Below are 23,618 nucleotides of genomic sequence, written 5' to 3' on the forward strand. Positions count from 1 at the left end.
GCGCCTCATCCCCCGCTGCCCACCGGTGCCGGGACGTCCGCGAAGGTCGCACCGGGGTTGCGGAGCGCGTGCCAGCGGTCCACCGGCCACACGGTCACGAAAGCGACACCGACGACGTTCCCCTCCGGGATGCTGCCACCACCTGGGTCGCCCTGCTTGTACCGCGAGTCCTGCGAGTTCTGCCGGTTGTCGCCCATGACCCACAGGCGGCCCTCCGGGACGACCACGGAGAACTCCAGCTCGCTCGGCTGGGCGTCCGCCGCGAGGTACGGCTCGTCGATGGGCACCCCGTTGACCATGAGGCGGCCCTGGGCGTCGCAGCACTCGACGGTGTCGCCCGGCAGGCCGATGACGCGCTTGATGAGGTGCTCGCCCGAGTCCTGCGGCAGGAGGCCCACGTACGTCAGGACGGACGTGAGCGCGGCACGCCACGCCGGGACGTCGGGCGGGAGCTGCTCGGGGAGCCAGCCGCCCGGGTCCTTGAACACGACGATGTCGCCACGGTGCACGTCGAGCGGGCCGGGTGCGAGCTTGGTCACGAGGACGCGGTCACCCACGAGGAGCGTCTGCTCCATCGAACCGCTCGGGATGAAGAACGCCTGGACCAGGAACGTCTTGATGAGCAGCGACAGCACGAGCGCGCTGACGACGATGATGCCCGTCTCGCGCGCCCACGCGGCGAGCCCCCCGCGCCGAGGGCGCCGTGCGGCGTGGGCTCCCCCGGCGGAGTCGGAGTCCGTCCGACGGTGCTCAGGGACGGCTTCTCGGTGCGAGGTCACCGGTCAACTGTGCCACGACGGGACGCCCGCGCCGTCCGTCGCGCGCCGGGCAGCGAACGCCGGACGGGCGGTCACCGTGAGGTGACCGCCCGTCCGGGACGTGCTGTGCGGACCCGTCAGCGGGGGGCCGGGGTCTCGCGCTTCTCCTTGATCTTGGCCTTCTTGCCGCGGAGCTTGCGCAGGTAGTAGAGCTTGGCGCGACGCACGTCACCACGCGTCACGACCTCGATCGACTCGATCGACGGGGAGTGCACCGGGAACGTCCGCTCGACGCCCACGCCGAAGCTGATCTTGCGGATGGTGAACGTCTCGCGGACGCCGCCACCCTGCCGCGCGATGATGACGCCCTGGAACGCCTGGATGCGGGAGCGGTTGCCCTCGACGACCTTGACGTTGACCTTCAGGGTGTCGCCCGGGCGGAAGTCCGGGATGTCGGAGCGCAGCGATGCTGCATCGACGGAATCAAGGATGTGCATGATGGTCGCTTCCTCGCCCTGCCACAGGTCAGGCGCGTCATGGTGGGCAGACGGGCTGCCTCGTCGGATCTGGAGCGGGTGCGACTCTTGTGCAGAGCGGGCCGTGACCGCCTCCCCTGTGGCAGAGGCGCGGCGACGCACACCAGCAGGTCAGTCTGCCACAGCCCCGGGCTGCGGGACGACTCCGCCGTCGTCGACCGTCCAGCCGAGCGCCTCGAGGACCGCGCGGTCGGCCCGGTCGAGCTCGTCCGCGGGCAGCGCGCGGAGCAGGTCCGGCCGCCGCCGCGCCGTGCGCTCGAGCGCTCGGTCCCGCCGCCAGCGGGCGATGCGTGCGTGGTGCCCCGAGAGCAGGACCTCCGGGACCTCCTGGTCGCGCCAGACCGGTGGCCGGGTGTACACGGGGTACTCGAGCAGCCCCGCGGCGCCGTGGGACTCCTCGACGAGCGACTCCGGGTTGCCCACCACGCCCGGCAGCAGCCGCGCGACGGCCTCGACGACGACGAGGGCTGCGACCTCTCCGCCGTTGAGCACGTAGTCGCCGAGCGAGATCTCGAGGACCTGGACGCCCCGCGCGCGGTAGTGGTCCGCGACGCGGGAGTCGATGCCCTCGTACCGGCCGCACGCGACGAGGATCCGTCGGGACCCCGCGAGGCGCTCCGCGGTGCGCTGGTCGAACCGGTCGCCCGACGGCGTCGGCACCAGGAGGACCGTCGGCCCGGCCGGGCCGGGGACCGCGCCCTCGCCGTCCTCGCCGTCCTCGCCGTCCTCGCCGTCCTCGCCGTCCTCCCCGAGCAGGGTGTCGAGCGCCTCACCCCACACGTCAGGACGCATGACCATGCCCGCGCCACCGCCGAGCGGCGAGTCGTCGACCGTGCGGTGACGGTCCGTGGCCCAGGAGCGCAGGTCGTGCACGCGCAGGTCGAGCAGACCGGCGGTGCGGGCCTTGCCGACGAGCGACAGCTCGAGCGGCGCGAGGTACTCGGGGAAGATCGTGACGACGTCGATCCGCACGTCAGGCCACGGTCCCGTCGGCGCCCTCGCTGCCCTCGTCACCCTCGCTGCCGTCCGCGACGGCGTCCGCCGCGAGCAGGCCCAGCGGCGCGTCGATGACGACCCTGCCGCCGGCCACGTCGACCACCGGCACGATCTCCCGGACGAAGGGCACGAGCGTGCGGGCGCCGCCCACCTCGCGCACCACGAGCGCGTCCTGGGCGGGCAGGTGCTCCAGGCCGACGACCTCACCGAGGTGCGTGCCGTCGGGCCGCTCGGCGCGCAGGCCTGCGAGCTCGTAGGGGTACCAGGCGTCGTCCTCGTCCGACGCCTCCACGTCGACGACCAGCTCGACGCCTCGCAGCCCCTCCGCGGCCGTGCGGTCCCCCGCCTCGGCGAACGTCAGGTACCAGCGTTCGCCCTGGCGGCGCACGCGTTCGACCGTCAGCGGTCCGGCGTCCTGCGGGCGGGTCTGCAGCACGCGTCCGACGACGAACCTCTGCTCCGGGGCGTCGGTGCGCACGTCGAGCCCGATCTCCCCGCGCAGGCCGTGGGCGCGGCCGATCGTCGCGACGGTGAGCTGCATCTGTCCTCCAGGAGACGGTGTGGAACGGGTCGAGGCCCGGCCCCCAGGCTAGGGGGCCGGGCCTCGACCGTGGTGAGTGCGCGACCGGCGCTGCGTGCGCGTGCGCCGATCAGGTGCCGACGACCTGCACCACGCGCGACCTCAGGCCGCGGGTGCTGCTCGAGCAGGCTCAGCGGCGGTCGACGTCCACGACGTCGACCCGCACCGAGCCGTCGCCCAGCGCGCCGACGACCGTGCGCAGGGCACGGGCCGTGCGACCGCTGCGTCCGATGACCCGACCGAGGTCCTCGGGATGCACCCGGACCTCGAGCAGGTCTCCGCGCCGCAGCGAACGGGCGTTGACCCGCACGTCGTCCGGGTGGTCCACGATGCCGCGGACCAGGTGCTCGAGCGCGTCGGCGAGCATCAGGCCTGCTCCTCCGCGGACGCCGTGTCCTCGGTGGGCTCGGCGGCCGGCGCGGGAGCGGCTGCCTTCTTCTCGGCAGCCTTCGCCTTGGCCTTCTCGGCGGCGTCCGCGGCGGCGGCGATCGCGGCCGCAGCCCCGGTGTCGCCGGCCTTCTCCTTGACGCGGAGGGTGCCCTCGGCGCCGGGGAGGCCCTTGAACTTCTGCCAGTCACCGGTGACCTTGAGGAGCGCGAGCACCTGCTCGGTCGGCTGCGCGCCGACGCCGAGCCAGTACTGCGCACGGTCGGAGACGACCTCGATCAGCGAGGGCTCCTCGGTCGGGTGGTACTTGCCGATCTCCTCGATGACGCGACCGTCACGCTTGGTGCGCGAGTCCGCGACGACGATGCGGTAGTACGGCGCCCGGATCTTGCCGAGACGCTTCAGACGGATCTTGACGGCCACAGTGGTGGTCTCTCCTGGTTCTGCTGGGGTGGGCACCGCGCGCCGACCTGTGGGGTAGGTGGGACGAGGTGACCGAGGGACACGGGTGGGGACGGGTAGAGGGGCCGTCCACGCCCGGTACAGCGGGCCATTCTGCCAGACGACGGGCCGTGCCACACACCCGTCCTCGCCGGGCCTGCCGGAGTCAGTCCTGCAGGGCTCTGCCGCGCAGCTCGGGCAGGGCCAGCGCCGCTCCACCCGCGATCACGAACGCGAGCGCGAACACCGCGAACGTCAGCTCGTTGCCGCCGACGGCGAGGAGGTGGGGCACCGCGAGCGGCGCCGCGATCGACGCGAGGCGCCCGAACCCGGCCGCCCACCCCGAGCCCGTCCCGCGCAGCGCCGTCGGGTAGATCTCGGGAGTCACCGCGTACAGGGCGCCCCACGCGCCGAGGTTGAAGAACGACAGGAGCATCCCGGCCGCGACCACCTGCGTCGGGCTCGCCGCCCAGCCGAAGAGACCCGCCGCGACCGCCGACCCGCCGAGGAAGGTCGCGAGGGTGGCCCGCCGCCCCCAGACCTCGATCAGGACGGCCGCGAGCGCGTACCCCGGCAGCTGCGCGAGCGTGATGAGGAGCGTGTAGCGGAACGACGTCACGAGCGAGAACCCCGACGCCACCAGGATCGAGGGCAGCCACACGAAGGCCCCGTAGTACGCGAAGTTGACGAAGAACCACACCGTCCAGGCCGCCGCGGTCCGCCGCCGCATCGCGCGGCCCCACAGCTCCCGCGGGCGCGGGGCGGGCCCGGGCCCGGCCGCAGGCGCCGCCGCGCCGGCAGGCACCGCCGTCGTGGCGTCCGACGCGGGGGGCGTGGCCGGCGCGCCCACGTCGTGCGGGATGGTCCCTGCCCCGAGCGTGCCGCGAGAGGACGAGCCGAGCAGCGGACGGGAGTCCTCGAAGCCGCGCACCACGCGCTCCGCCTCCGCGCCGCGGCCCACGCGCTCGAGGAAGCGCACCGACTCCGGCAGGCCCCGCCGCACGACGAGCGCGTAGAGCGCGGGCACCGCGCCGATCGCGAGCGCCCAGCGCCAGCCGTCGTCCGCGCGCGGGATGACCAGGAACCCGATCAGCGCGGCGAGCATCCAGCCGACCGCCCAGAACGCCTCGAGGACGACGACCACGCGCCCGCGGATGCGCGCCGGCGCGAACTCGCTCACGAGCGTGGACGCGACGGGCAGCTCCGCGCCCAGGCCGACGCCGACGACGAACCGCAGCGCCATGAGTGCGCCGACGGACCAGGCGAGCGCTGACGCCCCCGTCGCGAGGCCGTACACGAGGAGCGTCAGCGCGAAGACCTGGCGCCTGCCGAGCCGGTCCGCGAGCAGCCCGCCGACGCTCGCACCGATCGCCATGCCGACGAAGCCGATCGAGGCGATCCACGAGAGCTCGCCGGAGCTCAGGTCCCACTGCACGCGCAGCGCGGCGATGACGAAGGAGATGAGGCCGACGTCCATCGCGTCGAGCGCCCAGCCGACGCCGGAGCCCACGACGAGACGACCGTGGCGGCGGGTGAACGGCAGCGCGTCGAGGCGGGTGAGCCGGCTCGGGGCGGCGGGCTGCGCCGGGGCCTCAGCCACCGGCGACGACGACGCCCCGCAGCACCACGGCGCTCGGGTGGGCGAGCACGCGGATGTCGGTGCGCGGGTCCTGCGGGTACACGACGACGTCGGCCGGAGCGCCCTCGGTCAGGCCGGGGGCGCCGAGGAGCTCACGCGCCCGCCAGCTCGCGACGGCGACCACCTCTGCGGCGGGGACCCCGGCCCGGACGACCTCGGCGGCCTCGCCCGCGAGCCGTCCGTGCTCGATGGTGCCGCCGGCATCCGTCCCGAGCAGCAGCCGCACGCCCGCGTCGTGGAGGTCGCGCACGTGCTCGTACCGCCGCGCGTGGAGGCGACGCATGCGTGCGGCGAAGAGGGGGTACCGCTCCTCGCCCTGGGCCGCGATCGCCTCGAACTGCGCGACCTGCAGCAGGGTCGGCACGACGGGGACGCCCCGCCGCGCGACCTCCGCGATCATCTCCGGGGTCAGACCCGTGCCGTGCTCGATGCAGTCGATGCCGGCAGCGAGCAGGCCGGGGAGCGCCTCGGTCGAGAACGTGTGGGCCGTGACCCGGGCGCCGCGGGAGTGCGCGGCTCGGACCGCCTCGGCGAGCACGTCGTCGGGCCACAGCGGGCGAAGGTCGCCGTCAGGCCCGAGCTCACGGTCGATCCAGTCGGCGACGATCTTGACCCAGCCGTCGCCGCGGTCCGCCTCCTGGACGACGGCCGCCGGCAGCTGCGCCACGTCGTCGAGCTCGCGCCCGTAGCCGCGCAGGTAGCGCTTGGGCCGTGCGAGGTGGTGCCCGGCGCGCAGCAGACGGGGCAGGTCGTCGCGGTCGTCGATCCACCGCGTGTCCGCCGGGGAGCCGGCGTCCCGGATGAGCAGGGTGCCGGCGTCCCGGTCGGCGAGCGCCTGCTCCTGCGCCGTCCGACGGTCCACGGGACCCGACGCCCCGAGACCGATGTGGCAGTGCACGTCGACCAGGCCGGGCAGCACCCAGCCCGTGAGCTCACCCTGACCCGCGACGCGTCGTCCCCGGGGCGCGTCGAACGTGATGCGCCCGTCCACGACCCACGCCTCGCCGACCTCCTGGCCGTCACCGATCACGACAGGCCCGCGCAGGTGCAGCATGCTCAGCTCCTCGTCAGCCGTCGGGGGCGGCGGGGGTCATCGGCCAAGGAACTTCTCCAGGCCCGGCGGGATCTCGAGCGGGGCGTCCTCGGCCTTCGCGGGCGCACCGAGGCCGAAGGCCGAGCCGGCGGGTGCCTTGGGCAGCTGGCCGGCCGCGCGCGCGGCCGCCTCGCGCTCCTGCTGGGCCCGCTTGGCCGGGTTGCCCGACTTCGCCTTGGCTGCGCGTCCCTTGGGCTGCGCCGTCATCCGGCCGCGCGACTTCTTGCCGCCCATGCCGGGGAGGTTGCCCATGCCGGGCATCCCCATGCCGCCGCCGCGAGCCATCTGCTTCATCATCTTCTGGGCGCCCGCGAACCGCTCGAGGAGCTGGTTGACGTCGGTCGCCGTCGTGCCCGAGCCCCGGGCGATGCGGGCCCGGCGCGAGCCGTTGATGATCTTCGGGTTCGTGCGCTCACCGGGCGTCATGGACCGGACGATCGCCTCGATCCGGTCGACCTCGCGCTCGTCGAAGTTCTCGATGGCGTCGCGCATCTGCCCCATGCCGGGCAGCATGCCGAGCATCTTCTTCATCGAGCCCATCTGCCGCAGGCCCTGCATCTGCGTCAGGAAGTCGTCGAGCGTGAAGTCCTCGCCGCCCGCGAGCTTGCCCGCCATCGCCTCGGCCTGCTCGGCGTCGAACGCCTTCTCGGCCTGCTCGATGAGGGACAGCACGTCACCCATGTCGAGGATGCGGGACGCCATGCGGTCCGGGTGGAAGACCTCGAAGTCCGTGAGCTTCTCGCCCGTGGACGCGTAGAGGATCGGCCGGCCCGTGACGCTCGCGACGGACAGCGCCGCGCCACCGCGGGCGTCGCCGTCGAGCTTGGAGAGCACGACGCCGGTGAAGCCGACGCCCTCGGCGAACGCCTGCGCGGTCGTCACGGCGTCCTGGCCGATCATCGCGTCGATGACGAAGAGGATCTCGTCCGGCTGGACGGCGTCACGGATGTCCGCGGCCTGCTGCATCATCTCCGCGTCGACGCCGAGGCGGCCCGCCGTGTCGACGATGAGCACGTCGTGCTGACGGGACACGGCCGTCGCCAGGCCGTCGCGGGCGACGGCCACCGGGTCCGCGTCGGGCGCAGCGAGCTCGTGGCCCTCCTGCGCACCGGGGTGGGGTGCAAAGACCGGGACCCCGGCCCGCTCCCCCACGACCTGCAGCTGCGTGACGGCGTTGGGGCGCTGGAGGTCCGCGGCGACCAGGAGCGGCGTGTGGCCCTGCTCCCTCAGGTGCCGGGCCAGCTTGCCCGCGAGGGTCGTCTTGCCTGCGCCCTGGAGGCCGGCGAGGAGGATGACCGTGGGCGGGTTCTTGGCGAACCGCAGCGCCCGCTGCTCGCCGCCGAGGACGGCGACCAGCTCGTCGTTGACGATCTTGACGACCTGCTGGGCCGGGTTCAGCGCACCGGTGACCTCGGCGGACAGCGCCCGCTCGCGCACCTTGCCCGTGAACTCGCGCACGACGGGCACGGCGACGTCGGCGTCCAGGAGGGCCCGGCGGATCTCGCGGACGGTCGCGTCGATGTCCGCCTCGGACAGCCGGCCCTTGGTGCGGAGGTTCTTGAAGGTCGAGGTCAGGCGGTCGGACAGCGTGGCGAACACAGCAGGAACCTCACCAGGCTCGGGGCGGACGGAGGCGTGCGGGAGGTCTCAGGGTACCCGCCCGCTCACGGCGCGCCCCCGTCGGCCCCGGCGGGCACGCCCCGCGCCGTCCCGCCGAGGTGCACACGGGTCGCGGACGTGAGCTCGTCGACGAGCCGGGCGCGCCACGGCGTCCAGGTGGTGGGGCCCGCGGCGGAGGCGTCGGCCTCCGTCAGCGCCCGGAGGAGCTCGAGCATGTCGAGGCGCCCGTCGACGGCGGCAGCGAGCTCGGCGACCGTCGCCGGGTCGTCGGGGTCGCGCTGCGTCGCGAGCGTCGCGAGCGTGAGGTGGTGGCGCACGAGCCGCGCGACGTCGTCGGCCTCGGCGGGCTCGAAGCCCATCCGCGCCATGATGGCGGGGACGAGCGCGGCGCCCTCCACGCTGTGGTCGACGGCGCCGGGACGCTTGCCGATGTCGTGCAGGAGGGCCGCGACGAGCAGCGTGTCGCCACGCTGGACGCTCCTGCGCGAGCGGCTCGCGCGCGACGCCGTCTCGACGAGGTGCCGGTCCACCGTGTGCCGGTGGATCGGCGAGCGCTGGGGGCGGTTGCGTACCGCAGCCCACTCCGGGAGCCACCGCGTCACGACCCCGGCCAGGTCGAGCGTCTCCCACACCGGCACCTGCGCCGGCCCGCTCGCGAGGACCGCGAGCAGGTGGCTTCGGGCGACCGCCGGCCAGGGCTCCGGTAGGTCGGGGGTCCGCGCGAGGCTCGCGACCGTCACCGGGGACAGGGGCAGTCCCGTGCGCGCCGAGGTCGCGGCCGCCCGCAGGCCCAGCAGCGCGTCCTCCTCCGGGCGGGTCCCGGCCGCGAGCACGAGCTCGCCGTCGTGCTCCACGAGGCCGTCGCCCACCGAGCGCAGCCGCGGCGCCTGACGCCGGCCCCGGACGAGCACCGGCCGGCGCAGCGACGGCCGCGCGAGCGCCTGACGCGCGTGCCGGACGGTCGTGTCCAGGGCGTGCGAGATGACGCGCCCGGCCTCCGCGACCCCGGCGAGCAGGTCGTCGGCGTCGCCCTCCCCGAGCAGCGCCGCGACCTCGTCCTGGTCGGCACGGAGCAGCCTGTTCGTGGGGCGCCTCGTCGCGACGTGCAGCGCGTCACGCACGTCGAGCAGGTGCGCGTAGGCGCGGTCGACCTCCCCGTGCGGCCGGTCCGTCAGCCAGGTCGCCGCGAGCGCGAAGACCACCACGGCGTCACGGATCCCGCCGCGCGCCTCCTTGAGGTCGGGCTCGACCAGGTAGGCGAGCTCACCGGTCCGCTCGGCCCGCGCCCGGGTGGTGGCCAGCAGCTCGGGCAGCCGACGACGCGCGGCCGAGCGCCAGTCCTCGAGCAGCGCGGTGCGCGCGCGGTGCACGACGGTGCGGTCACCCGCGACGGCGCGCAGGTCGAGCAGCCCGACGGCGGCGGGCAGGTCCGCCGAGGCGACCTGCCGGCACTGCGCCAGCGAGCGCACGGAGTGGTCGAGGTCGAGCCCGGCGTCCCAGATCGGGTACCAGAGGCGCTCCGCGAGCGCAGCGACCTGGGCGGCGCTGTGGCTCCTGCCGTCGTGGACGAGGAGCAGGTCCAGGTCGCTGCCCGGGCTCGCGTCGCCCCGCCCCAGGCTCCCGACCGCGCCGAGGGCGACGCCGTCGGGCGTGCCGAGGTCGGCCGACGCCGTGTCCCACAGCTCCGCGAGCCGGGACGTGACGAGCTGGGTGAGCGCACCCCGGCGGACCGCGCCGTCGGCCCCGGGCCCGGTCATGCGCTCGGCGAGCCGGAGCCTCTCAGCCTTGAGGCCCCGCACCCCGCGGGCGTCGGCGGCGTCAGCCACCGGGCCCGCGGAGGACGGGACCTCGAAGGAAGGGCGTCCGACCGCGTCGTCCTGCGGTCGCTCCACCATGGTGCTAGTCGTCGCTCACAGCGCGTCGACGCCGTGCTCGCCGGTCCGGACCCGGGCGACGTCGTCGACGGGGACCGTCCAGACCTTGCCGTCGCCGATCTTGCCGGTCTGCGCCGCGCCGATCATGACCTCCGTCACGCTCGCCGCGTCGGCGTCGTCGACGAGGACCTCCACGCGGACCTTCGGGATGAGGTCGACCGTGTACTCCGCACCCCGGTAGACCTCCGTGTGGCCGCGCTGACGGCCGTAGCCGCTCGCCTCGCTCACGGTCATGCCGCGGACGCCCGCGGCCTCGAGGGCCGACTTCACGTCGTCCAGCCGATGCGGCTGGATCACTCCGGTGACCAGCTTCATGCCTTCACCTCCTGAGTCACGCGAGCCCCGCCAAGGGTCTCGTAGGCCGTCTCACCGTGCACTGCCAGGTCGACCCCGCCGACCTCCGCCTCGTCGCTGACCCGCAGACCCATCGTCGCCTTCAGGGCGAGCGCGATGACAGCCGTGACGACCGCACTGAACGCGACCGCGACGAGCGCCACGACCACCTGGGTCACGAGCTGGGTCGCACCGCCACCGTAGAGCAGGCCGTTGAGCGCGCCGTCCGGGTACCACGTGCCGTTCACGCCCTCGCCGACGTTCGCGAAGAGCCCGATGAGGACGGTGCCCGTCAGGCCGCCCACGAGGTGGACGCCGACGACGTCGAGCGAGTCGTCGTAGCCGAACTTGTACTTGAGCCCGACGGCGAGTGCGCAGAGCACACCGGCCACCGCACCGATCCCGATCGCACCGAACGTGTCGACCGCCGCCGCTGCCGGGGTGATCGCCACGAGGCCGGCGACGACGCCGGAGGCTGCGCCGAGGGACGTCGCGTGACCGTCACGGACCTTCTCCGTGAGCAGCCAGGCGAGCATCGCCACGGCCGTCGCCAGCAGGGTGTTGACCCATGCGCGCCCCGCGGTGCCGTCGGCCGCGAACTCGGAGCCCGCGTTGAAGCCGAACCAGCCGAACCACAGGAGTGCGGCGCCGAGCATGACGAACGGGAGGTTGTGCGGCCGCATGGGCTCCTTGCCGAAGCCCTTGCGCTTGCCGAGGACGATCGCGAGCACGAGACCCGCGACACCGGCGTTGATGTGGACCACCGTGCCGCCGGCGAAGTCGATCGGCACCGACAGGCCCGACGTGATGCCGTCCGCACCGAGGAGGCCACCACCCCACACCATGTGCGCCATGGGGATGTAGGCCAGGGTCACCCACAGGCCCGCGAACACCATCCACGCGCTGAACTTGATGCGGTCCGCGACGGCACCCGAGATCAGGGCGACCGTGATGATGGCGAACGTCGCCTGGAAGGCGACCGCGACCAGGGCGGGCACGCCCGCTGCCGCCATGAGGCTCTGCTCGTCGGTGATCGAGTTCACGCCGAAGAACTCGAACGGGTCACCGATGAGGCCGCCCAGGGTGTCGGTGCCGAAGGCACCCGAGTACCCGTAGAGGAGCCAGATGATGCTGACCAGGCCCATCGCCCCGAAGCTCATCATCATCATGTTGAGCACCGACTTGCCGCGCACCATGCCGCCGTAGAAGAACGCCAGACCTGGCGTCATGAGCAGCACGAGCGCGGACGCGGTCAGGATCCAAGCCGTGTTTCCGCTGTCCAGCGCGAATTCCATAGAGATCGCCTCTCCCTCGCCAGCCGGGCGGCTGGTCCGGGACAAGGCTCTTGGACCGCTGTTTCTCCTGCGCACCCCGCGCGTTACGGCGTCGTGACAACCGTCCCGTGCGTGTGAACGTCGTGTTTCGTGGGCCGCGAGGGGCGGCGTCAGCCCTGCAGCAGCCCGTCGACGAACGCCTCCGGCTCGAACGGCGCGAGGTCGTCGGGGCCCTCCCCCAGGCCGACGAGCTTGACCGGGACGCCGAGCTCCCGCTGCACGGCGACGACGATGCCGCCCTTGGCCGTGCCGTCGAGCTTGGTCAGGACGATCCCCGTGACGCCCGCGACCTCGCCGAACACGCGGGCCTGGTTGAGGCCGTTCTGGCCGGTCGTCGCGTCCAGCACGAGCAGGACCTCGCTGATCGGTGCCTCACGCGACAGGACGCGCGTGATCTTGCCCAGCTCGTCCATGAGCCCGGCCTTGTTCTGGAGCCGGCCCGCCGTGTCGACCAGCACGACGTCCGCGCCGTCCTGCGTGCCCCGGCGCACCGCGTCGAAGGCGACGGCCGCGGGGTCCGCGCCGTCACGCTCGGAACGGACCGTGGGGACGCCGACCCGTGCCCCCCAGGTCTGCAGCTGGTCGGCCGCCGCGGCGCGGAACGTGTCCGCCGCGCCGAGCACGACCGTGCGTCCCTCCGCCACGAGCACGCGCGCGAGCTTGCCGACGGTCGTCGTCTTGCCGGTGCCGTTGACGCCGACGACGAGCACGACGGCGGGTGACCGGGTGGGCGCCGTGGTCGCCGTGGTCGCCGTGTCCGCCGTGCCAGCGGTGTCCGCCGTGCCAGCGGTGTCCGCGGTGTCCGCGGTGCCCGCGGTGTCCGCGGTGTCCGGGAGCTGCGCAGCGGCACCGAGCCTACCGGACGTACCGGGCATGCCGAGGTCGAGCGAACGGTCCATCGTCGGGTCGACGAGCGCGAGAAGCTGCTCGCGCAGGAGCGCACGGACGGCCGCCGGCTCGCGCACGCCCAGCACCCGGACGCGCTCGCGCAGGCGCTCCACGAGCTCGGCGGTGGGGCCGGCGCCGACGTCCGCGAGGAGGAGGGTCTCCTCGATCTCGTCCCAGTCGTCCTCGCTCAGCTGGTCACGCGAGAGGACGGCGAGCAGACGCGTCCCGAGCGGGGACCCCGACCGAGCGAGACGCTCGCGCAGCCGGACCATGCGACCCGCGACAGGTTCCGGCGTCTCGAGCGACGGCGCCGCCGGGGCAGCGACGACCTCGGGGCCGGACGGACCGGCGGGGCCGGCCTCTGCGGGACGGGCCGGGGCGGACGGACGACCGGCCGGCCGGGTGTCCGCCGGCGCGGTGGCGTCGGGTCGCCCGGGGCGTCGACCACGGCGGCGCAGCCCGACGGCGCCGACGCCGAGCACGGCCAGGACGGGCAGGGCCACGAGGAGGATGTCGCTGAGCTCGTTCACAGGGGAAGTCTCTCAGGCGCGGGCGTGGGTCGGCGTGCCGGCCCGGCCGTGCCAGGTCCTGGCGGGTGCCCGGCGGCAGGGTGCCCGCCGACAGGGTTCACGCCGGCAGGGTGCACGTCGGCAGGGTTCACGCCGGCGGGGCGCAGGCGATCGTGGCCGGCCCAGACCAGCGCCACCTCGGTGCTCAGCGACCGCCGAGGTGGGTGACGCCCCGGACGGCACGCTGCGTCGCGCGGCCGAGCGTGTGGGCGATCTGCTCGGGGTTGACGTAGTCCGTCTCCTGCGGCTGCCCGACCGTGAAGATCTCCTCGACCGAGCCCGACTCGTCCGCGAGGGCGTCACGGCCCGCGCCCGTCGCGGTCTCCGCAGGTTCCGCAGCGTCCCGGCCCTTGCGTCGCAGGCCCGCACGCAGGTCGCCCAGGAACTCCTTGAGCCCGCCCGACCGGCCCCCGACGAGCGCGGCCAGGACCATCACCACGGCGGCCACGACGAGAGCGACGAGGGTCCACGTGATGACTGGTGCCATGCAGCCAGTATCACGACGAGTCACGACGAACAGCACAGCGGACGGGCGGGGCGACCGTGATCACCACACGATCTCCACACCCTGACCCGCCCTGACCCAGGGTGACCCACCGTGGCCCTCGGTGGGTCACGTGGGCCCGCGTCCCACGGGGTCCCGCGGCGGCGCGCGTCAGGCGCGCGAGTCCTCCCGCATGCGCTGCGAGATCACCGTGGTGACCCCGTCGCCGCGCATCGTCACCCCGTAGAGCGCGTCGGCGATCTCCATCGTGCGCTTCTGGTGGGTCACGACGATGAGCTGGCTGTCCTCCTGGAGCTCGGTGAAGATCTCCAGGAGGCGGCCGAGGTTGACGTCGTCGAGCGCCGCCTCCACCTCGTCCATGACGTAGAACGGGCTCGGACGGGCCTTGAAGATCGCGACCAGGAGCGCGACCGCCGTGAGCGAGCGCTCCCCGCCCGAGAGCAGCGAGAGCCGCTTGACCTTCTTGCCCGCGGGCCGGGCCTCGACGTCGATCCCCGTGGTCAGCATGTTGCCCGGGTCGGTCAGGACCAGGCGACCCTCTCCCCCGGGGAAGAGCCGCGAGAACACGCGCTCGAACTGCACCTCGGTGTCCCGGTACGCCTCGGTGAAGACCTGCTCGACGCGCTCGTCGATGTCGCGGACGATCTGCAGGAGGTCCGCGCGGGACTTCTTGAGGTCCGTGAGCTGCGTCGCGAGGAACGTGTGGCGCTCCTCGAGCGCGGCGAACTCCTCGAGCGCCAACGGGTTCACGCGGCCCAGGAGCGAGAGCGCGCGCTCGGCCGCACGCAGACGCTTCTCCTGCTCGGCGCGGACGTAGGGCACCGTGCGCGGGGCCGCCTCGTCGACGTCCTGCGCCGCCGCCTGCCCGCCGGACCCGTCGCTCGCACCCGCTCCGCTGCCCTCGTCGCCGGTCGTGCGCCGCGCGGGCGCCGGGGCCTCACCGAGGACGGGGACGGGGCGGTCGGGCCCGTACTCGTCGAGGAGCACCTGGGGGTCGATGCCCAGGTCCTCGACGGCGCGTGCCTGGAGCTGCTCGATGCGCAGGGCCTGCTGGGCGCGGGCCACCTCGTCGCGGTGGGCGACGTCGGTGAGCTCCGCGAGCTCGCGCGTCCACCTGTCGACGTCGGCGCGCACCGCGACGAGCCGCGCGTCGCGCTGCGTGCGGGCCTCCTCGGCGGCCTCACGGGCCTCGGTCGCCCGGCGCAGCGAGTGCTCGAGCGCCGTGAGGGCCCGCTCCGCGCCGGCGCGCACGGCGGCGGCCCGACGCGCCTGCTCGGCACGCTGCGCCGCACGCTCCTCGGCGCGCGCACGGGCCTCCCGCTCGGCGGCCGCGGCGCGTTCCAGCGACTGGGCCCGACCTGCGAGCGCACGGGCCCGCTCCTCGCTCGTGCGCAGGGTCAGCCGCGCCTCGGTCTCCCGCGAGCGGGCGGCGGCCGCGAGCCCCGCGCGCTCGTCGCGCGCGAGCGTCGCCGCCTCGATCTGGTCGTCCGACTCCGCGGGGTCGGCCTCCGCGTGCGCGAGGCGGTCGGCGAGCTCGGTGAGCTCGGCCTGGTCGGTCACGAGGCGCTGCTCGGCCGCCCCTAGCGCGGCCTGCGCACGCTCCGCCTCGGCCCGGGCCGCCCGCGCTGCTGAGCCCAGGTGACCGAGCTGCTCCGCCACCGCGGCCAGGGCCGCGTCCGACTCGTGCAGGCGCTCGAGCGTCGCCTCGTACGCCGTGCGCGCCTCGGCCTCCCCGCGCTGGGCGGCCACGAGCTCGAACCTCGTCGACTCCGCACGTGCGACGGCCTCGCCGACGCGAGCCCGGGCGTCGTCGAGCGCGCCCTGGAGCTCGAGGGCGCTGGGCGCGCTCGCCGAGCCACCCGCCGCGCGGACCGCGCCCAGCAGGTCGCCCGCCCGCGTCACCGTCGTGAGCTCCGGCCGTGCGGCCACGAGGGCCCGCGCGTGCGCGAGGTCGTCCACGACGACCACCCCGGCGAGGAGGACCTCGACGGCCGCGCGCACCGCCGGGGCTGCCTGGACGAGATCCGCCGCGTCCCGCGCGCCGCCGGGCAGCGCGCCGGCACGCGGCGTGACGCCGCCGGAACCCGCGACGAGGAGGCTCGCGCGCCCGGCGTCGTCCTCCCGGAGCCACCGCAGGGCGTCGACGGCGGCGTCGACGGACTCGACAGCGACCGCGTCGGTCGCGGCGCCGAGCGCCGCCGTGATCGCGTCCTCGTACCCGGGCTCGACACTCAGGAGCGCCGCGACCGAGCCGAGGGTCCCCGGCAGGTCGTCCGCCGCGAGCAGGGCACCCGCACCGTCCTTGCGGACGAGGCTCATCTCGAGCGCCTCGACCCGCGCCGTCCAGGTCGCTCGCTCACGCTCGGCCACCTGCTCGACGTCGCGCAGGCGTGCGAGCTCGGCCGTCGCCGCCTCGAGCGCGGCGGCCGCCGCCTCGTGCTCGGCGTCCAGGCCCTCCTCGCCCTCCTCCGCCCCGGCGACGGTCGACTCGAGCGCGGCGAACTCGACGGTGGCCGTGCGCCCACGCCGCTCCGCCTCGGCGAGGGCCTCACGCAGGCGGCCGATCTCCGACTCGGTGGCCTCGAGCCTGCTGCGGCGCGCCGCGACCTGCCCGGCGAGGCGTGCGAGCCCCTCCCGGCGGTCGGCGACGGCGCGCTGCAGGGCGGCGACGCGGCGCTCGGCCTCGTGGGCCTCCTGCTCGAGCTCGGCCCGCTGCCGCACGGCCGCCTCGACGGCGACCTTCGCGAGGTCGACCTCGGCCGCGAGCTCCGCCTCGGCGGCACGCGCGCGCCCTGCCTGGGCCTCGAGGTCCTCGGGGTCCCGACCGGAGGGCTGGGCGTCGGCCGCCGCGGACCCGAGCAGCCGCAGCCGCTCGGACGCGAGCGTCACGGTCCCGCGCAGGCGTTCACGTGCCGAGGAGAGCCGGTACCAGACCTCGCTCGCCTCGGACAGCTCGGGGGCCGCCGCCGCCGCGGCCTGCTCGAGAGCCCCGAGCGTCGCGCGTGCCGCGGTGAGCTCGGCCTCGACCTCGCCGCGCCGCTCACGCAGCGCGGTCTCGTCCGCGATCTCCTGCTCGAGCGTCGCGGTGAGCTGGGCGAGGTCGTCGGCCAGCAGGCGTGCCCGCGCGTCGCGCAGGTCGAGCTGGACGGTCTGCGCCTTGCGGGCGACCTCGGCCTGTCGCCCGAGCGGTCCGAGCTGGCGCCGGATCTCGCTCGTCAGGTCGCTCAGGCGCGTGAGGTTCGCCTGCATCGCCTCGAGCTTGCGGAGCGCCTTCTCCTTGCGCTTGCGGTGCTTGAGGACGCCTGCCGCCTCCTCGATGAAGCCACGGCGCTCCTCGGGGGTGGCGCGCAGCACCGCGTCGAGCTGTCCCTGCCCGACGATGACGTGCATCTCCCGGCCCAGGCCCGAGTCGGACAGGAGGTCCTGGATGTCGAGCAGCCGGCAGGCCGACCCGTTGATCGCGTACTCCGAGCCACCGCTGCGGAAGAGCGTCCGCGAGATCGTGACCTCGGTGTAGTCGATCGGCAGCGCACCGTCGGTGTTGTCGATCGTCAGCGCGACCTCGGCGCGGCCCAGCGGCGGGCGCCCCGCCGTGCCCGCGAAGATGACGTCCTCCATCTTGCCGCCGCGCAGCGACTTGGCACCCTGCTCGCCCATGACCCACGAGAGCGCGTCGACGACGTTGGACTTGCCCGACCCGTTGGGCCCGACGACGCACGTGACCCCGGGCTCGAAGTGCAGAGTCGTCGCCGAGGCGAACGACTTGAACCCGCGCAGGGTCAGGGTCTTGAGGTGCACAGAGGAAGAGTAGAGGGGAAGGCGTGCCCGCCCGCGTCAGGCGGTCGGCACGCGCGGCTCAGAGCGCCGGGAACCAGAGGCCGATCTCGCGCGCGGCGGACTCGGGCGAGTCCGAGCCGTGCACGAGGTTCTCGGTCACCGGGCGACCCCAGTCACGCCCGAGGTCCCCGCGGATCGTGCCCGGCGCGGCCGACGTCGGGTTGGTCGCGCCGGCGAGGGAGCGGAACCCCTCGATGACGCCGTGGCCCTCGACGACCGCCGCGAGCACGGGGCCGGAGGACATGAACTCGACGAGCGGGCCGAAGAAGGGCTTGCCGGCGTGCTCGGCGTAGTGGGCCTCGAGGAGATCCGCGTCGGCCGTCCGGAGCTCGGCCGCGACGAGCGTGTACCCCTTGGCCTCGATGCGGCGCAGCACCTCGCCGACCAGCCCGCGGCGGACGCCGTCCGGCTTGACGATGACGAGGGTGCGGGCGGGTGCGTCGGTCATGGCGGTCACCCTATCGGCCGGACGCCGTCCGCCTGGGCGCTCCGCTCGCGGCGTTCCCGGTCGATCCGGCCGCCGAGCCGGAGCGCGACGACCCATAGGACGACGAAGATCGCGCCGACGACGAACATGGTGGGCACGCCGAGGCCGGTGAGCACCAGCGCCACCTGGAGGGCCGAGCCCGCGACGTACCCGCCGGGCCACCTGAGCATGCCTGCGACGAGCACCAGAGCGAGCGCGAGCGCACCCCCGACGCCCCACACCACCGTGGCGGGCGCGACCTGCAGGCCGTGGGCGACGAGCGCCCCGAACCCCACGACGAACGCCTCGAGCACGAGGATCGTCGACGCGAACTGGCGCCGTGCGGAGCGCGACGTCCCCGCCGGCGCGGGCGCGGCGTCCGACCCCCGGGCGCGTGAGGCGTCGGGGGTCGGACCGCTGGGCTCTGTCACGGGAACCAGGCTAGCCGCGTGCACGAGGCGGCCGGGTCGCGGCCGGGTCGCGGCCGGGTCGCGGCCGGTCCGGGCCGCGCCGGGCCGGGCACGCCGGTCCTTCTACCGGCCCGCCGGTAGACCCGTCGCGCCGGCCTGCGTGGCCTGCGGGTCGTGCTGCTCCTGCGCCTCGTGGCCGTCGCGCCGGACGTCGGCGTCTGCACCGGACGCCTCCGCCGTCTCGACCACAGGCGTCGTGCCTGCGGGCGCCGCGAGCGCCTCGCCACGCGCCACCATCCCGGCGATGTCGCTGAGCTTGACCTCGCGCATGAAGAGCGTCAGGACGAAGCCAAGGGCGACGAGCGGCACGAGGTACCAGAACGCCGGGGCCAGGGCGTCGGCGAAGGCATTGACGACCCCCTCGCGGAGCGGGTCGGGCAGCGCCTGGACCGCCGCGGGGGTCAGCCCGGACGCCGTGCCCTCGGCGCCGGCCGGGGCCCCCGCGAAGAGGGGCTCGAGCCGGTCGCTCAGCCGACCCGTGAAGATCGTGCTGAACAGCGCGACACCGACCGCCGCACCGATCTCGCGGAAGAAGTTGTTGGCGCTCGTGGCCGTCCCGATCTCGTGCGGGTCCACCGAGTTCTGCACCGCGAGGACGATCGTCTGCATGACGAGGCCGAGGCCGGCCCCCAGGACGAAGATCATGACCCCGAAGAGCACCATCGAGATGTCCCCGGTCAGGCGCGTGAGCCAGACGAGGCCGAGCGTCGCGACGCCCATGCCGACGATCGGGAACGCCCGGTACCGGCCCGTCCTGGTGATCGCGACACCCGAGCCGATGGCCGTGATCATGACGCCCGCCATCATCGGGAGCATGAGGAAGCCGGACTCGGTGACCCCCGCGCCCGTCGACATCTGCAGGAACGTGGGCAGGAAGGTGAGGGCCGCGAACATGCCCATGCCGATGATCAGGCCGACCGACGTGGCGATCGCGAACGTGGGGTTGCGGAACAGGTGCAGGGGCAGCAGCGGCTCCTGCGCGCGGCGCTCGACGAGCACGAACGCGACGGCGGCGAGGACCGTCAGGGCGACGAGGCCACCGAGACGCGGGTCGGTCCAGTCGTAGCCGTCCGCCCCGGTCACGCTCTGCCAGCTCGTCGCGAGGACCAGGCCCGACGTCGCGACGACCATGAGCACGATGCCGGCGACGTCGATCTTGCGGCCCGAGCGGTGGCTGGGGAGCTTGAGCGCGAACCACGCGACCACGAACGCGGCGACGCCGATCGGGACGTTGATCCAGAAGGCCCAGCGCCACGTGAGCTGGTCGGTGAAGAACCCGCCGAGCAGCGGGCCGATGACGGCGGCGATGCCGAAGAGGGCGCCCATCGGGCCCATGTACTTGCCGCGCTCCTTGGCGGGCACGATGTCAGCGATGATCGCCTGGGACAGGATCATCAGGCCGCCGCCGCCGAGGCCCTGCACGGCCCGCCACAGCACCAGCTCGGCGAACGTCCCGGCGAGCGCCCCACCGATCGAGGCGAGCGTGAAGAGGCCGATCGCGACGAGGAACGGCCAGCGCCGACCCCAGAGGTCGCCGAACTTGCCGTAGAGCGGCATGACGATCGCGATCGCCAGGATGTAGGCCGTCATGAGCCAGCCCTGGTGCTCCACGCCGTTGAGCTCGCCGACGATGGTCGGCATCGCGGTGCCGAGGATGGACTGGTCCAGCGAGGACAGGAACATGCTCGCCATGAGCGCGCCGAAGATCAGCCAGACCGTCCGTCGGTCCAGCACGATCAGCGGCTTCTCGAGCGGGGGTGCTGCCGTAGCCATGAGGCTCCTTCGTGTCACGCGGGTGGTACGGCGCCGGTGCCGCTGAGGACGGACCGTCCGGTGGACGGTCCAGCGGGACGGTCGTGCAGGTCCGTCCCGAGGATCGACGGGATCAGCCGTCGTGGAGCAGGTCGTGCAGCTCGCGCATCACGACGGGGACGCCGTCGGCCACGTCGCCCTGCTGGCCGGAGGTCTCCCAGCGGACGAAGGCGGCGCGGGTCAGGGACATGACGAGGAACGTGATCGTCTCGACGTGCGCGTCCTTCGGGTCGAGGCCGGTGCGTCGCGCGACGAGCTCCGCGATGGTCGCGTGGTGGCCCTCGAAGGCCGCGATCTGCCGACCGAGCAGCCGCGGCTCACGCCGGGCGAGCTCCATCGCGCACGCGATGCGGTGCAGGCCGGCCGGTGCGCTCTGCGCGAGGCTCACGACGAGGGCCTCGAGGTCCGGACGCCACCGGCCCGTGGGCCCGCCGGCCGCGAAGGCCTCCGCCGTGGCGGTGCGCAGGTCGAACGGGACGATGCCGAGCACGGCGTCGTCCTTCGACTCGAAGTAGTTGAAGAACGTGCGCGGCGAGACGCCTGCGTGGGCGCAGATCGCCTCGACCGTCACGGCGTCGAGGCCGTCGCGTTCGACGAGCAGGTGCGCGGCGTCGATGAGGGCCTCGCGGCGGGCACGCTTCTTGCGCTCCCGGAGCCCCACCGGCGCCTCGGCCTCGCGCTCGTCAACGTCCTGCATGGGATGCAACTTTACACGCCATGCAAGATTGCACAAGGTGCAGGTTCTGTGACCTAAGCCTCTCCGAAGCCGCCCTCGATCACGGACGTGACGTGGTCCACCGCCTCGCGCGCACCCGGCCCGCGAGCCTCGACGACCAGCTCCTGGCCACCCGTGGCACCGAGCGCCATGAGCTCGAGCACGCTCCGGCCGTCCGCCCCACCGATCCGCACCGCGACGCCGGAGTCCGTCACCGCGCGCGCCAGGAGCGCGGCCGGCCGCGCGTGCAGCCCGAGCGGGTTGCGGAGCGTGACCGTCTCGCGGTGCACGTCGTCGCCGGCCCCGCCATGGGCCGTCCCGGCATCGGCCAGCCCGGCATCGGCCGCCCCGTCACCGGTCGCGCCGGACGTCGTGGTCGTCGTCGCGAACTGCGCACCGGCGGCGATCGCCGCTGCCGCCACGGCGTCGAGGTCGCCGCCCTGCTGGGCCTCGACAGCGGCCACGACCGCCCCTTCGACGAACGGTGCGTCGGGCACACGCACGCGCGCAGCGAGGTCGTCGTCGAGCGTCTCGACGACGGCCTGGCTGGTGAGCACGGCCGAGCCCAGGTCGGTCAGGACGACCACGCCCGGCGCGCCCTCCGCGAAGACCCCCTCGAGCGCGGACAGGACCCGGTCGAAGCTCGTCCCGATGCCCTCGTCGGCACCGCCCGCGGCGACGACCCACACGTCCGGAGCCATCTGCCGTGCGATCTCCGCCGCGCCCTCAGCCGCGCGCGCCGAGTGCGAGACCAGGACGAGGGCGGTCCTCACGGGGCCGCCGGGACGACCGGATCGGTCGCTGCCGTGACCGCGGCACGCAGGACGAGCGCCGACGACGCCGCGCCCGGGTCGCGGTGACCGGCGCTGCGCTCCCCCAGGTAGCTCGCACGTCCCTTGGTCGCGACCATCGGGTCCGTCGCGACGGCACCCGCCTCGGCGGCGTTCGCGGCCGCCTCCAGGACCTCGAGCGCGGTCGCGCCCCCGGCCGCGGCGGTCTGCGCGGCGGCGGCAGCGGGCGACCACGCGTCGACCATGGTCTTCTCCCCCGTGGTGGCCTTGCCGCGCGCCACGATGCCCTCGAGGCCCGCCTCGATCATCGCGACGACAGCCGGCGCGTCGAGCTCGGGGAGGCCCGTGACCTTCGCGGCGCGGAGGTAGGCGGTCCCGTACAACGGGCCCGCGGCCCCACCGACGGTCGACATGAGGGTCGTCGCCACGAGCTTGAGCACGTCGCCGATCTGCGCGGGCGGCTCCGTCAGCTCGTCGAGCCTGCCGACCACGGCGGTGAAGCCGCGGTGGAGGTTCTCCCCGTGGTCGCCGTCGCCGATCTGCCGGTCCAGCTCGATGAGCTCGACCCGGTGCTCCGCCACGACCGCCGCGGTCCGGCGCACCCAGCGGTCCACCCACGCCACGTCGAGAGTCATGCTCCTCCTTCGCCAGTGCGCCGAGGCTCCCGGACGCGTCCGGGGACCTCCCGCCAGCCTGCCATGCCGCACGACGTCGGGCGCCGTCCGGGGCCCGACGCCAGCCGGACGGCGCAACGGCGGTCGCCGTCCGGCGCCGAGGTCACCAACGCAGCGCGGCCGTGTGCACCGGTGCGTCCCACAGGCTCAGGAGCTCGTCGTCGAACCGGAGCACCGTGACGGAGGCACCCTGCATCTCCAGCGACGTGACGTAGTTGCCCACGAGCGACCGCGCGACGGTCGCGCCACGAGCCTCGAGCAGACGCCGCGACTCGCGGTACACGACGTACAGCTCGGACAGGGGCGTCCCACCCATGCCGTTGACCAGGAGGAGCACCTGCTCGCCGCCCGCGAGACCCAGGTCGTCCATCACGGGGTTCGTCAGGAGCGCCGTGATCTCGTCTGCCGGCGCCATCGGGATCCGGCGCCGGCCGGGCTCCCCGTGGATGCCGATGCCGATCTCGATCTCCTCGTCCGTGAGCTCGAAGCTCGGCGTCCCCGCGTGCGGCACGGTGCAGGCCGCGAGCGCCACGCCCATGGACCGCACGTTGGCGATCACCCGTTCGGCGACCGTGGCGACGCCGTCGAGGTCGTCGCCGCGCTCGGCCGCGGCACCGGCGATCTTCTCGACCGCGACGGTCCCGGCGACGCCCCGGCGGCCCGCGGTGTAGAGCGAGTCCTCGACGGCGACGTCGTCGTTGACGACGACCGCCCGCACGGTGACGCCCTCGGCGTCCGAGAGCTCGGCCGCAGTCTCGAAGTTGAGCACGTCGCCCGTGTAGTTCTTGACGATGTGCAGCACGCCGCGCCCGCCGTCGACCGCCGTGGTGGCGGGTGCGATGGCGTCAGGCGTCGGCGAGGTGAACATCGCCCCCGGGACCGCGGCGTCGAGCATGCCGCGGCCCACGAACCCGGCGTGCAGGGGCTCGTGGCCGCTGCCCCCGCCGCTCACGAGGCCGACCTTGCCCTGGACCGGGCCGTCCGCGCGGACCACGAACAGCGGGTCACGGTGCACGCGCACCAGGTCCGCGTGCGCGAGGCCGAACCCGTCGACGGACTCGTCGACCACGCGGGCAGGGTCGTTGATGAGCTTCTTCACGCTGCACTCCCTCTCACCGGCCGGGGTCGTGCGGCGTCGTTGCCGTCCGTATCCACCGGGTGCTCGGACCTCACGTGCGACCCCGCGACGGGCGCGGGCCGGGGCGTGCGCGGGGCCGTGACCCCGCCCCCGCCGTCAGCA

At 74.4% G+C, this 23,618-nt stretch carries 22 protein-coding genes; all 22 read right to left on the reverse strand.

The window, feature by feature from the left end:
• Positions 1-5 precede the first annotated feature (5 nt).
• Positions 6-779 carry a signal peptidase I gene (gene lepB / locus FZ988_RS00195; protein WP_149202000.1) on the reverse strand — a complete coding sequence of 258 codons (774 nt, stop codon included), beginning with the start codon at positions 777-779 and terminating at the stop codon, positions 6-8.
• A 116-nt stretch (positions 780-895) separates the two neighbouring features.
• Positions 896-1,255 (reverse strand): 50S ribosomal protein L19, encoded by a 360-nt coding sequence (gene rplS, locus FZ988_RS00200; RefSeq protein WP_149202001.1) that lies wholly within the window; start codon positions 1,253-1,255, stop codon positions 896-898.
• A gap of 150 nt (positions 1,256-1,405) precedes the next feature.
• Positions 1,406-2,266 carry a tRNA (guanosine(37)-N1)-methyltransferase TrmD gene (gene trmD, locus FZ988_RS00205; protein ID WP_149202002.1) on the reverse strand — a complete coding sequence of 287 codons (861 nt, stop codon included), beginning with the start codon at positions 2,264-2,266 and terminating at the stop codon, positions 1,406-1,408.
• Between the two features lies 1 nt (position 2,267).
• On the reverse strand, positions 2,268-2,831 hold the full coding sequence (gene rimM, locus FZ988_RS00210; RefSeq protein WP_149202003.1) for a ribosome maturation factor RimM: 564 nt from the start codon (positions 2,829-2,831) through the stop codon (positions 2,268-2,270).
• Positions 2,832-3,000: 169 nt separating this feature from the next.
• Positions 3,001-3,237, reverse strand: a complete 237-nt coding sequence (locus tag FZ988_RS00215; protein WP_149202004.1) for an RNA-binding protein — start codon at positions 3,235-3,237, stop codon at positions 3,001-3,003.
• A complete protein-coding gene (gene rpsP / locus FZ988_RS00220; RefSeq protein ID WP_149202005.1) occupies positions 3,237-3,680 on the reverse strand; it encodes a 30S ribosomal protein S16 in 444 nt (147 codons plus the stop codon). Before rpsP ends, FZ988_RS00215 begins: the two co-directional genes overlap by 1 nt.
• Before the next feature lie 184 nt (positions 3,681-3,864).
• Positions 3,865-5,298: an MFS transporter gene (locus FZ988_RS00225; RefSeq protein WP_246169055.1), complete on the reverse strand. Its 1,434-nt coding sequence runs from the start codon at positions 5,296-5,298 to the stop codon at positions 3,865-3,867.
• Positions 5,291-6,391 (reverse strand): amidohydrolase family protein, encoded by a 1,101-nt coding sequence (locus FZ988_RS00230; RefSeq protein WP_149202006.1) that lies wholly within the window; start codon positions 6,389-6,391, stop codon positions 5,291-5,293. The genes FZ988_RS00225 and FZ988_RS00230 overlap by 8 nt, the downstream gene beginning before the upstream one ends.
• A gap of 36 nt (positions 6,392-6,427) precedes the next feature.
• Positions 6,428-8,029: a signal recognition particle protein gene (gene ffh / locus FZ988_RS00235; protein WP_149202007.1), complete on the reverse strand. Its 1,602-nt coding sequence runs from the start codon at positions 8,027-8,029 to the stop codon at positions 6,428-6,430.
• Between the two features lie 65 nt (positions 8,030-8,094).
• A complete protein-coding gene (locus tag FZ988_RS00240) occupies positions 8,095-9,945 on the reverse strand; it encodes a [protein-PII] uridylyltransferase (protein ID WP_149202008.1) in 1,851 nt (616 codons plus the stop codon).
• Positions 9,946-9,960: 15 nt separating this feature from the next.
• Entirely contained in the window at positions 9,961-10,299 is a 339-nt protein-coding gene (locus FZ988_RS00245; protein ID WP_149202009.1) for a P-II family nitrogen regulator, read from the reverse strand.
• Positions 10,296-11,612, reverse strand: a complete 1,317-nt coding sequence (locus FZ988_RS00250; protein ID WP_149202010.1) for an ammonium transporter — start codon at positions 11,610-11,612, stop codon at positions 10,296-10,298. The genes FZ988_RS00245 and FZ988_RS00250 overlap by 4 nt, the downstream gene beginning before the upstream one ends.
• A gap of 149 nt (positions 11,613-11,761) precedes the next feature.
• Positions 11,762-13,069: a signal recognition particle-docking protein FtsY gene (ftsY, locus tag FZ988_RS00255; protein ID WP_149202011.1), complete on the reverse strand. Its 1,308-nt coding sequence runs from the start codon at positions 13,067-13,069 to the stop codon at positions 11,762-11,764.
• A gap of 184 nt (positions 13,070-13,253) precedes the next feature.
• Positions 13,254-13,595 carry a hypothetical protein gene (locus tag FZ988_RS00260; RefSeq protein ID WP_149202012.1) on the reverse strand — a complete coding sequence of 114 codons (342 nt, stop codon included), beginning with the start codon at positions 13,593-13,595 and terminating at the stop codon, positions 13,254-13,256.
• Between the two features lie 168 nt (positions 13,596-13,763).
• Positions 13,764-17,411, reverse strand: coding sequence for a chromosome segregation protein SMC (gene smc, locus FZ988_RS00265; RefSeq protein WP_149202013.1), 3,648 nt, complete (start codon positions 17,409-17,411; stop codon positions 13,764-13,766).
• Between the two features lie 58 nt (positions 17,412-17,469).
• Entirely contained in the window at positions 17,470-17,898 is a 429-nt protein-coding gene (gene ndk, locus FZ988_RS00270; RefSeq protein ID WP_149202014.1) for a nucleoside-diphosphate kinase, read from the reverse strand.
• Between the two features lie 5 nt (positions 17,899-17,903).
• Positions 17,904-18,347: a DUF4233 domain-containing protein gene (locus tag FZ988_RS00275; protein WP_149202015.1), complete on the reverse strand. Its 444-nt coding sequence runs from the start codon at positions 18,345-18,347 to the stop codon at positions 17,904-17,906.
• Positions 18,348-18,449: 102 nt separating this feature from the next.
• Positions 18,450-20,159 (reverse strand): MDR family MFS transporter, encoded by a 1,710-nt coding sequence (locus FZ988_RS00280; protein WP_149202016.1) that lies wholly within the window; start codon positions 20,157-20,159, stop codon positions 18,450-18,452.
• A gap of 112 nt (positions 20,160-20,271) precedes the next feature.
• Positions 20,272-20,895 carry a TetR/AcrR family transcriptional regulator gene (locus FZ988_RS00285; protein WP_149202017.1) on the reverse strand — a complete coding sequence of 208 codons (624 nt, stop codon included), beginning with the start codon at positions 20,893-20,895 and terminating at the stop codon, positions 20,272-20,274.
• 53 nt (positions 20,896-20,948) lie between these two features.
• Positions 20,949-21,686: a dihydroxyacetone kinase phosphoryl donor subunit DhaM gene (gene dhaM, locus FZ988_RS00290; protein WP_149202018.1), complete on the reverse strand. Its 738-nt coding sequence runs from the start codon at positions 21,684-21,686 to the stop codon at positions 20,949-20,951.
• A complete protein-coding gene (gene dhaL / locus FZ988_RS00295; RefSeq protein WP_149202019.1) occupies positions 21,683-22,339 on the reverse strand; it encodes a dihydroxyacetone kinase subunit DhaL in 657 nt (218 codons plus the stop codon). Before dhaL ends, dhaM begins: the two co-directional genes overlap by 4 nt.
• 142 nt (positions 22,340-22,481) lie before the next feature.
• Positions 22,482-23,477 (reverse strand): dihydroxyacetone kinase subunit DhaK, encoded by a 996-nt coding sequence (gene dhaK / locus FZ988_RS00300; protein WP_149202020.1) that lies wholly within the window; start codon positions 23,475-23,477, stop codon positions 22,482-22,484.
• Positions 23,478-23,618 lie beyond the last annotated feature (141 nt).

Source organism: Actinotalea subterranea (genome assembly GCF_008364845.1).
Classification (GTDB): domain Bacteria; phylum Actinomycetota; class Actinomycetes; order Actinomycetales; family Cellulomonadaceae; genus Actinotalea; species Actinotalea subterranea.

Coding starts and splice junctions, on each gene's coding strand:
- FZ988_RS00260 (WP_149202012.1), bottom strand. CDS start 13,595: ATGGCACCAGTCATCACGTGGACCCTCGTCGCTCTCGTCGTGGCCGCC.
- FZ988_RS00240 (WP_149202008.1), bottom strand. CDS start 9,945: ATGGTGGAGCGACCGCAGGACGACGCGGTCGGACGCCCTTCCTTCGAG.
- rimM (WP_149202003.1), bottom strand. CDS start 2,831: ATGCAGCTCACCGTCGCGACGATCGGCCGCGCCCACGGCCTGCGCGGG.
- FZ988_RS00215 (WP_149202004.1), bottom strand. CDS start 3,237: ATGCTCGCCGACGCGCTCGAGCACCTGGTCCGCGGCATCGTGGACCAC.
- dhaL (WP_149202019.1), bottom strand. CDS start 22,339: ATGACTCTCGACGTGGCGTGGGTGGACCGCTGGGTGCGCCGGACCGCG.
- rplS (WP_149202001.1), bottom strand. CDS start 1,255: ATGCACATCCTTGATTCCGTCGATGCAGCATCGCTGCGCTCCGACATC.
- FZ988_RS00250 (WP_149202010.1), bottom strand. CDS start 11,612: ATGGAATTCGCGCTGGACAGCGGAAACACGGCTTGGATCCTGACCGCG.
- FZ988_RS00280 (WP_149202016.1), bottom strand. CDS start 20,159: ATGGCTACGGCAGCACCCCCGCTCGAGAAGCCGCTGATCGTGCTGGAC.
- FZ988_RS00230 (WP_149202006.1), bottom strand. CDS start 6,391: ATGCTGCACCTGCGCGGGCCTGTCGTGATCGGTGACGGCCAGGAGGTC.
- FZ988_RS00245 (WP_149202009.1), bottom strand. CDS start 10,299: ATGAAGCTGGTCACCGGAGTGATCCAGCCGCATCGGCTGGACGACGTG.
- FZ988_RS00285 (WP_149202017.1), bottom strand. CDS start 20,895: ATGCAGGACGTTGACGAGCGCGAGGCCGAGGCGCCGGTGGGGCTCCGG.
- ndk (WP_149202014.1), bottom strand. CDS start 17,898: ATGACCGACGCACCCGCCCGCACCCTCGTCATCGTCAAGCCGGACGGC.